We start from the raw sequence: 12,362 nt of genomic DNA, 5'->3' as shown, positions 1-12,362 counted from the left end.
TAGATGTTGCTACTTTGATATGCTCCCTTTACGGTAGACAGGTGAAATAGAAAAGCCTGTTTCGTGGGGGGAGCATTTTTTTGTGTCCAGAAAATAGAGCGGAGTGCGTCAGAGAAGTTTGCCTTTATTCAAGAAATCAGATTGGGGATTATTGAAGTTAAAGCTGCAGTGAGGTTCCTCTGCTGTCTGGTCCAACCATTCCAGAGATTGAACGCCAATCGACATATGCGGTTGGAACCTCCCGTTTGCCAAGAAGCAGACAGCCCTCCCGGCCTGATGCAGCCATCGGAAAAGCCAAACAATTCCTGAATATGGGCGGGGTATCCTTCGACAAGCCCAATGTGTAAAACAATGCGCGATGGTAGCTGTCGGTACAACGAGGCTCCGCTAACATTCGGTAGTAGAAGGCTTCATCCTCGGGATCTTGAAAAACTGGCGGCTTCATGTTATCGCTCTCCTCTCAAAATAAAACGGTTAGTCGAAGGGCATCCTGATTGGAGCCTTCTACTAACCGTTTTATTTTTGAACCCGAATCGGGCACCTCTGTAGCAATCACTCTACTATTTATAGCGATCTCCGGCTTAAATCCATGTTCTCTCCTGATTCTGCGGATTGATAAGCATTCAGGAGCTGATCCAATTCTCTTGATTTTTCAAGCACCGTATGACTTTGAAGGCCAAAACGCAGTGCTTGCTCATTCAGTTCTCTGCGGACGCGTTCAATATGTTTTAGAAGTTCGTTTGCTCCTTTCATGATGCTATGAGTGTCCTCCTTCGGATTACAGGTCATGCCGCCTCGTTACGTTGCCTCTTTGTTAAGATCATAGCCGGTCGAGCGAACAAGGAGCCGCACTAGCCTATTTACAGGCTTACCTGCTATTTGCCCTGTTATTACGTTAGCTTGCCCCGGAATTCCTTGTATAGCTCATTCGCAAAAGGCTCGTTACACTCGCACGCTGAGCGGCCTCCATAATGTCCAGCAATTGCGGCACTGATAATTGGCCAAGCGCTCTGCGTCCGCCCTTGTTCCATAGTGTTGTATTAGCTTCCAGAATGACCTCCGCTTCGATTCGTCGAAATTCGAAATGTACCGCGCAATTTCATCTGCTAAGGCAAGCGTATCTTCATAGCTCAGCCCTAACCGTTCCCGCTTCTGATAAAGGACAGTCAGGACTGCCATTTTCGTAGAATGCATTGTAACCATCTCCTTTGTCCTTTTCCGAAAAACCGTTTTGAAGAAACTTCAAATTCTAACGAGTAATGCGGCAGATGTCCTCGGCTTTACGTAAGGCAGGCGTATCGCCCCAACTCGCTCTTACTCTAAAAGGATTTTCCTGTATAAAAAGGTCATATACAAGAAATTTTAGTGTATAGCACACTGAAAGTAAATAGTGGATTTTCCACTGAACTATACTCATCTTGAGGTGAGTGCCTGTGATTTATGAACGAATAAGGAACATGCGTGAAGACAAGGATTTATCACAAGAGAAACTGTGCGAGCATCTGAACATCAAGCAGCGAACCTACAGCGATTACGAACGAGGGAAGTTGGATATTCCGACAACGCTCTTAATTGCATTGGCAGACTTCCATCAAACGAGCATTGATTACTTGCTTGGCCGCACGGATCAAAAAACGCCTTATCCTCCCCGCGCCAAAAAACGCTCTTGAACGCCACCATCCAGCTTCTTTGAATGGCTCCAATGCTTGATAGTACAGCGCCTGTTAAATCCATAGGCAAAATAATTCAGGAAGGGCAAGACCGGGGTGTCTCGCTCCTTCCATTGGACGATGCTCGGTAAAGCCAGCGGTCTAATGTTCAATCCTCAGCTCCGGTTCTGTTACGGCCTTCTGAATCTGCAACACAGCATTGCGAAATTGATTCGCCTCTTGTTGAAAGGCTTCTCTCTCCAGATGTCCGGTTGTATGAGCCTTCACTGCCAACTGGTTCAGGTTATTTTCGATGGTATGAAGCTCACGGATTAGCGTATGATAGTCGAGGGGAGACAGTGGTTTTGGAATATAGCTGATAATTAAGGCACGGACTAAAGCTTCCTGAGAAAGACCGGACTGGTTCACCTGCCGAACCAAGTGATTTCGTTCCTTTTCATTTAAGCAAACCATGATTTTAATATTTCGTGTGCACATCGAAACGCTCCTTTCGATGGAACAAGCTATTCATCATAAATCCAACCATCGTTAATTGCTATCGTTGCCATCAAGCTAATTGATGCGAGAGAAATGGGGTCTTAGGGGCGTAGCCCCTAACAAGCAAATTGGGTGGCCAGCCAAATTCAGTGCTTGCTGCAGCTTAGGACAGAAAAAAAGAAGGCCAACCCACACCCGGCACCTTCTGCCCGGGGGCATCGTAAAGCGGGTAAGAAAAAAAGCGTCACGGTTTCGATCATGAGAAAACGGAAGGCCGAAGCCTTCCGTTTTCCATCCATACTTATTTAGCTGTAGACGAGTTCACTTAAAACCAATTCCTCCGCTTGTTGCTTCAAGCCGTTCATATGGCTTGTCCAGTCCAATGGATGAGCGGCTTTATCCGGAGCTGGATGACGTTCCAGCAATTGCGTTAATGTCCATTCCACTTGCTCCCGCGCAGTCTGGTCGATTACCGCCAGATGTGAACTTAATTGCTCCGACAGTAACAGATTAGCGTAGGAGCCCTTTCGTTCATTCTTCAGAAACGTATTCCGCAACATGCCATACTTCCTGATTTGAATTGGTTCGGGTGATGCCAGATTCGGCAACAGGTAATTTCAGTTCATTCTGGACGTCAGTTCCATATACGATCATCCCTTCGCGCGGTCTATTACCATTGTGCGAAAAGTCTTGGTTCTAGCAGATAAGGTTCGGAGCTAGGAGCGCACAAGGGAATTTTAATTTCCACTTCTGGTTTCCAAAGGGGCGCGACAGAATACGCAAAAAAACACGGCCTTGCTTTATTACAAATATTTAATAAGAAGGTCACGCATATTCAAAACTCAAGTATTCCTCTAGAAGAAATTTATATGGAGTTATTCGTCAGTCTCCAGATTATTATACTCATCAATGGAACTCAGTACAGAACAATTTTCCTGATAAACGGATTTATCCCACAGAAGCAATGATATTTAAAATTTTAGAGAAATCGCTTAAACAATACAATAAAAATACCGAAAAAGAGGAACCGCCCTCGAATTAATTGCGAAGGTGGCATTTCAAGCTGATTTGCTGCTGATTTCCATGTTTTCAAAGTTACCTCGTAAAAAACAGAATATCGGGTTAGCTAGCACAGATGCTTCTAACGAATTTTCCGTACATCTATAATCAAAAGCCTAATTGGATATATAACAATTTCAGGTACAAACAATTTATAACTAAGACATCAATCATACAGAGATAAGCACAAAAACCGCCCGAACATCAGAACAGCACCTGACATCCGATCGGCTTTCCACTCATCATCAAAGCCCCTACTGCACCACTCCCTGTTCCTTACGCTCAAAATGAACATGCAGCCTATACAGGCATACCTCCTGCGTCCAGCGGTGCAGCACTTCTAGATCCTCCGCAGTAGTTTCAATGTCTAGGCTAAACACGCCATCCTCAAAGCGAGTCATGCTTCCTCTGGCTGAGCTCCACTTGGTCATGGGCATCCTCTCAATCAGCTTGCCTACCCTTACCTCATCATAATCCCACAGCTTTTTTGCATCGTTATCCGAGAAATCAATCCGTTTGCGGTACTCCTTCTCGGTCAGGTACTTATGGAAGAATGGCGCGACCTCCAGAGAAGTCACAGGCTCCGCCCACTGCTTGGAACCACGTTCCAGCATGTACAGAAGAACGATCATTTTGTAGCTTTTGTTCATGGCCGTCTTCTCTACGTCACGCAGCCAGTTCTCATGCCGCCAATAAACTTCTTCTTCCTGCTCACTCAGGCACTCCGCCCATAGAAGAAAGCCAACATAAGAACTAAATTCATTCCGGTACTCCCAGCTGTTGGCACGGCCGTAGAGGTGAAGCTCCAGATAGGTCGGGATCCGCCCAAGCTCCGCTTGAAGATCCAGAAAAGAGCGGTGCAGACGTTCCCGGTGAGGCAGCTTTTTGCGGCTTAATTCATCCAGCAGGTTGATGACCCCAGTCTCCAGCTGGATCTCGCATCCGGCCGGCACCGAAGGAATCACCTTGTCCTTAGCCGTTCCTTTCAACTCCTCGTCATTCGCGAACAGCCGCAGCTTCACATCCGCATTCCGGTAGTTGCCGATCAGGTCGATGATGGTGCAGTGTGTCTTCTGCTCATATAACCTGAGGCCCCGGCCCACCTGCTGGGTGAACACCGTTAACGATTCCGTCGGACGTACGAACAGCAGCGTATCCACACTTGGAATATCCACGCCTTCATTGAACAAATCCACTGTAAAAATAATGTCAAGCTCCCCACCGGCAAGACGCTGGATTGCTTCTGCTCTGGTCATGCCAACCGTTCCGGAATGCAGACTGACGGCGGGGTTGCCCTTCTCCTGAAAATACCCCGCCAAAAAATCCGCCTGCCGGATCGACGAACAAAAGCCAATCGTTCTCGTCTGCTTATGCGCCATCCAGGAATCGTAAATCTTGTCCGCAAGACTCCCTCTTAACTGGGCAGCCGTTAGCTGTTCGTCATCGTAGTGCGATCCCATCCAGCGGATGGAGGAATAATCGGTATCATCATAGACGCCGTAATATTGAAAAGGAGACAGCCAGCCCCGCCGAATCGCTTCGATAAAATGGATCTGGTACGCCACGTTTCCATCACAAAGAGCATACACATCCTTACCGTCCATCCGGTCCGGCGTTGCCGTAATGCCAAGCAGAAATTTCGGTTCAAAATATTGAATCACCGATTGATACGAGCTGGCAGCCGCATGATGAAATTCATCCACCACAATCAGGTCAAAATGCTTCTGAGCAAAAGCCTCCCGGTGCTTCTTCATGCCAAGTGTATAAATAGAAGCAAACACACAATTGGCGTCTCCTTCTTTCAGCTGCCCGTTATAGATACCAAAGGTTTTGTCCGGCATGATCTGCTGAAAGGACCGCTTCGCTTGTAACAAAATCTCCTCCCGATGCGCCACGAACAGCACACGCTGAAACCGCTGAGCGAAAAAGCCAGCGAGGTAGGTTTTGCCCAGGCCTGTCGCCATGACCACCATTGCTTTATCGTATTCCTCTTCCAGAGTACGCTCCAGGGCATCCAACGCATCCAGCTGGGCAAATCGGGGCTGAATCAGTACCTGCCCGCCGTCCGGAATGACGACAGCCTCAGAGCTGCTGGCACTATCCGAACGATACTCCTCTTCCTCCATTTCGGTAATTCTGCGGATGAGCTCCGGATTCTCCCGGTGGTAAGCTCTATACTCTTCCTCATATAGAGAAATCGTATGGTCGTTCAGCGGCAGGGTGGAGTCGTGATAAAAGTTCTGCATGAACTTGTCCAATGCAACTTGAAAAGTGTACGGCTCGGCCTTGGCATTCATCGCCAGGTTCCATTCCATCCCCATCCGCATGGCCGACATCGAGAAGTTCGAAGAGCCCACGATCAGCAGACCCTCTCCGTTGTCATAATCAAAAAGATAGGCTTTGGGATGAAACGAGGTTCCCATACTCCGCCACAATCTGGCCTCCAGCCGGCTGTCAATATCACGCAGGGCCTGCAGGCCTTCCGGCTGTGTTACGAACAAATAATCTCCGGCAAGCAGCTTGACCTCGGCGCCGCGATCAATGGCTTTTTTCAGATGAGGAGCCAGCAACCGAACCCCCGACTGCATTACAAAAGAAGTCATAATATAGATGCCGGAAGCATGCTGCATCCCGACAATGAGCTCGTCCGCCAGATTCTCCGTGATCAGCTTAACATTAAGCGTTGTCGTCGACATCGATGAGATACACCTTATCCTTAAACCCGCCGCGGGCCTGCGCCTTCTGCTCTCTCAACGCTTCAAGCTGCTCCCAGCTTGATCCATGTACAGCAGCCAGAGACCGAATGACTTCAAGCATATCTGCCAGCTCTTCTAAAGCTTCCTCTGACTTCGACGTGGCAAAATATTCCTCTGATTCTTCCTTCAGCTTCACGTTCAGCTCTTTCTGGTACTCTTCATCATCCAAAATCCGTGTCCGGCATTCCTTGCCGCTCTTATGTATAATCTCCGGGATCAGATCCCGGACAAGCTTGTTATATACTGGCATGGGTTATTCATCCTTTGCTGGTTGGTTGTGTAATTGTATTGTAGCATGTTAACCGGCATCTTTGGCGCTTAAGTAGAGCAGAAATACTCCCAGGATAAATAGTAAAATGGGTATTAAAATCCACAAAAAGCTAATATTAAACAGACTGTACTCAAAGGCTCCAAGATTTATACCTGCTGAATAGTGAACGGATCTTAATGCTGAAACAATAAATCCTGCACATAGGACGATAACGGATGAGATAATGGACGTGATCCCTAACAAGATTTTGATCATAGGCTCCTCCTTTTTACCGATCAGAGTCCAGACTCTGCTTGAATTTTTTCACCTAGTGTTGGTGAAATTTTCTTGAGAGAATCAGAAGCAATGCCTTGTGATAATAATTGAGACTCTACTAAATCTAATACATCGTAATAAGCAAAATTCAAACCCAACCTGTAAGATTTATCTTCATCACTTTCATCTGCAGGTACATCCAACGTATCATTATATTTCTCCTGAATAAGTACAATTAAGTCACCAAGGAAATCTTTTAATTGTTTATCCATTTCCCCTTACCCCTTATCTTTTTACTATATCTACCATTAACCAGAAATCGTTATAAAGTCCTCATCGATTCCAAAATTTTCAATCACACGAGCTAGCCCCAATACCGATAAATATAATAGAATAGACTAAAAGCTACATGTATTTACCAGAATGCAAGACCGGAGGGAAATGAATTGAAAAAGAACATCCATGTGGTCGGAGCTGTCATTATCGAGAATGGAAAAATTCTCTGTGCCCAGCGCGGGGCTACAAAAGCTTTAGCATACAAGTGGGAATTTCCCGGCGGCAAGATTGAGGAAGGCGAAACGCCACAGGCTGCATTGAAGCGCGAGATCGATGAAGAGATGCATTGCAGCATCGAGATTGGCGAGCACATCGAAACGACCGTGTATGAATATGATTTTGGCATTGTGCATTTGTCTACTTTTTATTGCCGCCTTCTAAACGGAAAGCCTATGCTTACTGAACATGTCGACATCTCCTGGCTGTATCCGGATGAGCTCATGTCCTTGGATTGGGCACCCGCAGACATTCCTGCCGTACACCGAATTCAAAAGGATTTGATTACATAGATGGATACCTCTACTCAACAGCTCAACCATTCTCTAAGCTGGGCGTTCATCAATCACCAACAGGAATCATTGGACAAATACAAGCCGAAGCTGCTGGTGAATAACAAAGGAAGCAAGGATTATGTCCTGACGCCACTGCTGGAAGAACTGGATCACTGTCAATCCTTCGTGTTCTCTGTTGCCTTTATCACTGAAAGTGGACTGGCTACACTGAAGTCTCATTTGCTCGACCTGAACATGCGCGGGGTTACGGGTAAAATTCTGACCTCCAACTATCTTAACTTTAATCAGCCAAAAATCTATAAAGAGCTGCTGAAAATCACCAACGTAGAGGTCCGGTTATCAGACCTGAGTGGGTTTCATGCGAAGGGTTATCTGTTTCACCATGAAGGATACTCCACCATTATTACAGGAAGCTCCAATCTGACAGCATCTGCCCTAAAAGCCAACTATGAATGGAACGTGAAGCTGACTTCTTTTAAGCATGGCGGTCTCCTGGGGCAGTTTCAAAGTGAATTCAATAAGGTCTGGGATGAATCCGTCCCTTTGTCCAGCCAGTGGATTGATGCTTATCAGATTCTATACGAAGAGGTTACAAAAGCCACTCGAGATGTGAGCCAGGTGCTCCCGCTCGCTCCAGAAGGCATTCCGCAGACGGTGTTCAGCTCTATTGTGCCAAATACGATGCAGATGAACGCGTTAAAAAATCTTCAGGATCTGCGCGCCACCGGAGCGCAGAAAGGGCTCGTAATTTCGGCAACAGGTACAGGCAAGACGTACTTGTCCGCATTTGACGTCAGAAACTTTGCCCCTAAACGTATGCTGTTTGTCGTTCACCGGGAGCAAATTTTGCAAAAAGCCATGCTCGATTACCAGCGAATCCTTGGTGGTGAAGATCGAGACTATGGCATTTTATCTGGAAGCAGCAGAGAGACGGATGCCAAATATCTGTTTGCTACTGTCCAGACGATATCAAAAGCCTCCAATCTAAACAGCTTCGATCCTGAAGCGTTTGATTACATTTTAATAGACGAAGTGCACAAGGCCGGGGCCAGCTCGTATCTTAACATCATAAATTATTTTCAACCTGCATTTCTGCTTGGGATGACCGCTACGCCGGAGCGGACGGATGACTTCAACATCTATGAGTTGTTTGACTACAATGTGGCTTATGAGATTCGTCTGCAAGAAGCGCTGGAAGAAGATATGCTGTGTCCATTTCATTATTTTGGAGTGACCGATTTTGAATATAATGGCCAAGTGATCGACGATACCGTAATGCTCTCTCAGCTCGTTTCGGATGAACGGGTAGCCTATCTAATAGAAAAGATGGAGTACTACGGTTATTCCGGCGAGACGGTAAAAGGTCTTATCTTTTGCAGCCGGAAAGAAGAAGCGCTCGAGCTTTCTAAGCTGCTGAATATGCGAGGATATCGAACCGTAGCGTTAACAGGAGATGACCGTCAAGAAGAACGGGCTCGCTGTGTCACAGATTTGGAAAATGGGCAGCTGGACTACATCCTGACCGTGGATATCTTTAATGAAGGAATCGATATTCCGTGCATTAACCAGGTGGTCATGCTGCGCCAGACACAATCCAGCATCGTATTTGTTCAGCAACTGGGACGCGGCCTACGTAAACATGCGGGTAAGGAATTTGTGACGATCATTGATTTTATCGGAAATTATAAAAATAACTACCTGATTCCGATTGCGCTCTCTGGAGATAAGTCGCAGAACAAGGATAATATCCGCCGTCATATGAAGGACACGAGCTTTATCAACGGAATCTCGACGATTAATTTCGAGGAAGTTGCCAAGAAACAGATCTTTCAATCCATCAGCAATAGTAATTTAACCGCGCTGAAGATCCTTAGAGAGGAATATATTCAGCTTAAAAATCGTTTAAACCGCATCCCTACGCACCTGGATTTCTTGGAGCACGGCTCGATCGATCCGCTGATTTTCTCAGATGAGCACGGGAGCTATTATCATTTTTTGCAAAAGATTAAAGAGCCAGTTCCTCTGCTAACCGATCAAGAGAAAAAGTATTTGGTTATGCTGTCGGCGGAAGTGTTGAATGGTAAACGCAGGCATGAGATTGTTTTGCTGAGCCAGTTACTCACAGCGTGTCGTGTTACAGCCCAGGAATGGGTCCACGCTCTTGGTGAGCATAGATGTTCTGTGGATTCGCAAACACTGGATTCCGTGAAACGTGTGCTGGACATGTCCTTTTTCACAGAGCCGACAAGGAAGAAATATGGTGACACCCCCGTCGTCGTATTCACGGAGGCGCAGCAGTTTGTATTTCATCCGGTGTTGTCGCAGTCCATGCAGAACAATGAATATTTTAAGGAAATGCTTACCGACATCATCCAAGCCGCTTCACATATCACGGAGCAATATGATTGCCATGAACACCTTACGCTCTATAAAAAGTATTCCCGGAAGGATTCCTGTAAGCTGCTCAATTGGCTGAGTGATGAAAGCTCCACCATGTATGGGTACAAGACGAAGTATCAGACCTGCCCCATCTTTGTCACCTATCATAAGCATGAAGGGGTTGAAGCAAGCACGAACTATCAGGAGGAATTCATTTCTCCAGAGGTGTTGAAGTGGTCGACAAGAAGCAGACGAACTCTGGAATCGGAAGAAGTCCGAACAATCCTTGAGGCAGACGAGCGGGGAATCGACTTGCATGTATTCATCAAAAAGGACGATGCGGAAGGAACGGAGTTCTATTATTTGGGTAAAGCTCATCCCGATCCTCAAAGCGCGGTCCAGGGGTCTATGCTCGATAATAACGGCAACTCCATTTCTGTTGTGCATCTTAACCTAGTACTGGAGCAGTCTGTGGATAGCAAGCTTTATAGGTATTTGACTTGAGAATTGTGTAGTAAGGGAAGCGGCGTCGCTCTGATGCGACGCCTGCTTCACTTCGTCAGTACGATCACTACCCGATCAATAAGTGTGTAATTGGGATGCAGTTGGTTCTGATTGAATGCACCAAACAAAATACCGAAATATTACTCTTTTTAATGATTTGTCTTGGCTAATTCAACACTCGTCCCCTCAACCACATCATCCACACTTTTACTCGCTTGCGCAGCAACTCCCTCGCCAATGTCCGCTCCCTTAAACATCTTACCTACCGGCCGGAAAGCGGCTGTGAACGGCAGCATAGAGGCCCATATTCAGCCCCGCATCTGCTGTATCCCGTATAGCCATACGCATCGGTTCGTTGTGCAACTGATCGCTGACCTCTAGACGCATTCGGTTAAAATAAACAAAATGCAGAAATTATTTTATGTGTGGGGGAGTGACAATAAAAAGAAACCTTGATAGGCATAAAACCAATCAAGGAAAATATAGTACATGCCTAATTCGCATCTATACATCTATTAACAACTGTTTCATTTGCCGGATGAAGAATGAGAGCCACTCCATCGGACCATTCCGTTCCATCAATATTCAACGCCCGACCGCATGTATCACATTCTAAAATTAATTTTTTCTCCGCTGTCTTTAGAACTTCAGCAACAACATAATTCAATTCATCATCTTTACATCTAGGACAATCTTTCCCTGAACGAAATTTAACCAAATCCCACAGTGTGTTACCCAACCTCATTACAAAAGAATCTACTGTATCTGGTTTCAAACTAAACATCCTTTTTGATTCTTGGTTAAGCAAAATCTCTGGCCTTGTTGAAATATATTCTTTTATATCTACATCTATCACAGTTCCAACCTTATTCCAATACGCTGAATTTTCCAAATCGTCCTTATACTTTTTTATCCACTCAACCAAAATTGAAAAATAATCGGAGTAGCTGTTAAATAATAAAGGGTTGCTCATTAAGCTTTTAAAATCTTCCCAAATGTAATCATCCAATGTTGTTTCGAAGTATTGCATTTCTATCACCCTTTTCTAATCTTAATTCTCATGGTGCTGGAACAGGATAAGTTGTAATTAAATTACCTGCTTTGTCAGTGAAAATTTTAATCCAAGCGGTATCTTCACCCCCATATTTCAAGGGTGAGTTACCAATTATCTCTCCAACAATCACTGTTCTAGTGAACTGACCACCACCGATATCTGTGACAGTAGATTTGATAGCGTCTGAACTTTGTAGGATTCCCTTTAACTTATCTGCGCAACAACTCCCTCACCAACGTCCGCTCCCTTGCCCCATCCCTTAAACATCTTAGCTACCGGTCCAAAAATGGTTGTGTAAGGCATCATGGAGGCCACGGTAAAACCTTTCTGAACCGTCGACAGCTCTTCATTCGTCACCATACTTTTGCCGGTGAAGAGTTCAATGAGTCCTTTTGCTGTGCCGAGCCCTGGCTGCATTCCTCCGAGGATTATACAGTATTTCTGATCTCGTGAAAAATTCCTTAAGATTCTTATACTGCTCTAGCAGCTGGTCCAAATTGTCGTTGTTAACGGAAAGTTGTGACCCATTCTGCCCAGCAAATGTAACGCACGATCTTACGGTCTACGTCTACAAACAAGGTGATGTAACGGTGACCGCGTTTAGAGGAGGTTTCATCAATAGCGATACGCTTACGCTTGAAAAATCCAACTCCGACATAGCGCTGTCTACGTAGTGGTGAAAGATTCTCCACATCCGAGTATCGTGCTCTCGCAATTCGCGGGCCGCTGCATTAACGGGCATTTCGGCCATTAAACGCATTGCCCACGCTTCGAATAACAAGGTAAAGTGAGACAGAGGCCTGGCCCATTTAGCGTAAACTTGCGTCACCTTATTACAAGTGTTGCACTTCACCCGTGGCATTCTGGCGTGCATATATGTTTTCCAATCCCAAAAGTCCAGATGCCTCCAGTGCTTCATGGCGCTATCGTATGCTTTACACTGCGTTCCGCACTGAGGACATGCAAAAACAGATCCTCGCTCAAAATCCAAGTGCAAGTACCACGCTTGATCTTGGTCGTTAAACTCAATATGCGTAAGTTCCCACGGTTTTTCCAATTGCAAAGCTACTTTAAACATGTCCATGACTA

At 45.8% G+C, this 12,362-nt stretch carries 13 protein-coding genes and 1 pseudogene; 3 read left to right on the top strand and 11 right to left on the bottom strand.

What is annotated here, in order from left to right; genetic code table 11:
• Nucleotides 1-128: 128 nt before the first annotated feature.
• The 3 genes and pseudogenes from JJQ72_RS18675 to JJQ72_RS18665 all read right to left on the bottom strand — a co-directional run bounded on the left by JJQ72_RS18675 (nt 129) and on the right by JJQ72_RS18665 (nt 1,194).
• A pseudogene (locus JJQ72_RS18675) lies at nt 129-394 on the bottom strand (DUF6075 family protein).
• Nucleotides 395-564: 170 nt separating this feature from the next.
• Nucleotides 565-753 (bottom strand): aspartyl-phosphate phosphatase Spo0E family protein, encoded by a 189-nt coding sequence (locus tag JJQ72_RS18670; RefSeq protein WP_208204580.1) that lies wholly within the window; start codon nt 751-753, stop codon nt 565-567.
• 189 nt (nt 754-942) lie between these two features.
• A complete protein-coding gene (locus JJQ72_RS18665) occupies nt 943-1,194 on the bottom strand; it encodes a hypothetical protein (RefSeq protein ID WP_208204579.1) in 252 nt (83 codons plus the stop codon).
• A gap of 242 nt (nt 1,195-1,436) precedes the next feature.
• On the opposite strand from JJQ72_RS18665, the gene JJQ72_RS18660 reads away from it, so the two are divergent.
• On the top strand, nt 1,437-1,670 hold the full coding sequence (locus JJQ72_RS18660; protein ID WP_208204606.1) for a helix-turn-helix domain-containing protein: 234 nt from the start codon (nt 1,437-1,439) through the stop codon (nt 1,668-1,670).
• Between the two features lie 141 nt (nt 1,671-1,811).
• Here JJQ72_RS18660 and JJQ72_RS18655 read toward each other — a convergent pair whose 3' ends face one another.
• From JJQ72_RS18655 to JJQ72_RS18635, 5 genes are all read right to left on the bottom strand, one after another.
• Nucleotides 1,812-2,147, bottom strand: coding sequence for a plasmid mobilization protein (locus tag JJQ72_RS18655; RefSeq protein ID WP_208204578.1), 336 nt, complete (start codon nt 2,145-2,147; stop codon nt 1,812-1,814).
• 305 nt (nt 2,148-2,452) lie between these two features.
• Complete coding sequence (locus JJQ72_RS18650; protein WP_208204577.1) at nt 2,453-2,755, bottom strand: TnpV protein; 303 nt, start codon at nt 2,753-2,755, stop codon at nt 2,453-2,455.
• A 705-nt stretch (nt 2,756-3,460) separates the two neighbouring features.
• Entirely contained in the window at nt 3,461-5,902 is a 2,442-nt protein-coding gene (locus JJQ72_RS18645) for a DEAD/DEAH box helicase family protein (RefSeq protein WP_208204576.1), read from the bottom strand.
• A complete protein-coding gene (locus tag JJQ72_RS18640; protein WP_208204575.1) occupies nt 5,883-6,212 on the bottom strand; it encodes a nucleoside triphosphate pyrophosphohydrolase in 330 nt (109 codons plus the stop codon). Before JJQ72_RS18640 ends, JJQ72_RS18645 begins: the two co-directional genes overlap by 20 nt.
• 296 nt (nt 6,213-6,508) lie before the next feature.
• On the bottom strand, nt 6,509-6,760 hold the full coding sequence (locus tag JJQ72_RS18635) for a hypothetical protein (RefSeq protein ID WP_208204574.1): 252 nt from the start codon (nt 6,758-6,760) through the stop codon (nt 6,509-6,511).
• Nucleotides 6,761-6,934: 174 nt separating this feature from the next.
• Between JJQ72_RS18635 and JJQ72_RS18630 the strand changes: the two genes are divergently transcribed.
• Nucleotides 6,935-7,333 (top strand): (deoxy)nucleoside triphosphate pyrophosphohydrolase, encoded by a 399-nt coding sequence (locus JJQ72_RS18630; protein WP_138224768.1) that lies wholly within the window; start codon nt 6,935-6,937, stop codon nt 7,331-7,333.
• Complete coding sequence (locus tag JJQ72_RS18625) at nt 7,334-10,219, top strand: DEAD/DEAH box helicase (RefSeq protein WP_208204573.1); 2,886 nt, start codon at nt 7,334-7,336, stop codon at nt 10,217-10,219.
• A 493-nt stretch (nt 10,220-10,712) separates the two neighbouring features.
• On the opposite strand, the gene JJQ72_RS18620 is transcribed toward JJQ72_RS18625, so the two are convergent.
• The 3 genes from JJQ72_RS18620 to JJQ72_RS20930 all read right to left on the bottom strand — a co-directional run bounded on the left by JJQ72_RS18620 (nt 10,713) and on the right by JJQ72_RS20930 (nt 12,351).
• Entirely contained in the window at nt 10,713-11,249 is a 537-nt protein-coding gene (locus JJQ72_RS18620) for a hypothetical protein (protein WP_208204572.1), read from the bottom strand.
• Between the two features lie 228 nt (nt 11,250-11,477).
• Nucleotides 11,478-11,690: a pre-toxin TG domain-containing protein gene (locus JJQ72_RS18615; protein WP_208204571.1), complete on the bottom strand. Its 213-nt coding sequence runs from the start codon at nt 11,688-11,690 to the stop codon at nt 11,478-11,480.
• A gap of 151 nt (nt 11,691-11,841) precedes the next feature.
• On the bottom strand, nt 11,842-12,351 hold the full coding sequence (locus tag JJQ72_RS20930) for a helix-turn-helix domain-containing protein (protein ID WP_481856869.1): 510 nt from the start codon (nt 12,349-12,351) through the stop codon (nt 11,842-11,844).
• Nucleotides 12,352-12,362: the final 11 nt, after the last annotated feature.

This window comes from Paenibacillus sp. F411 (genome assembly GCF_017582705.1).
Taxonomy (GTDB): Bacteria; Bacillota; Bacilli; order Paenibacillales; family Paenibacillaceae; genus Paenibacillus_AQ; species Paenibacillus_AQ algicola.
Note: the sequence above shows the minus strand (reverse complement) of the source record. Positions and strands in the feature narration are given on the sequence as shown.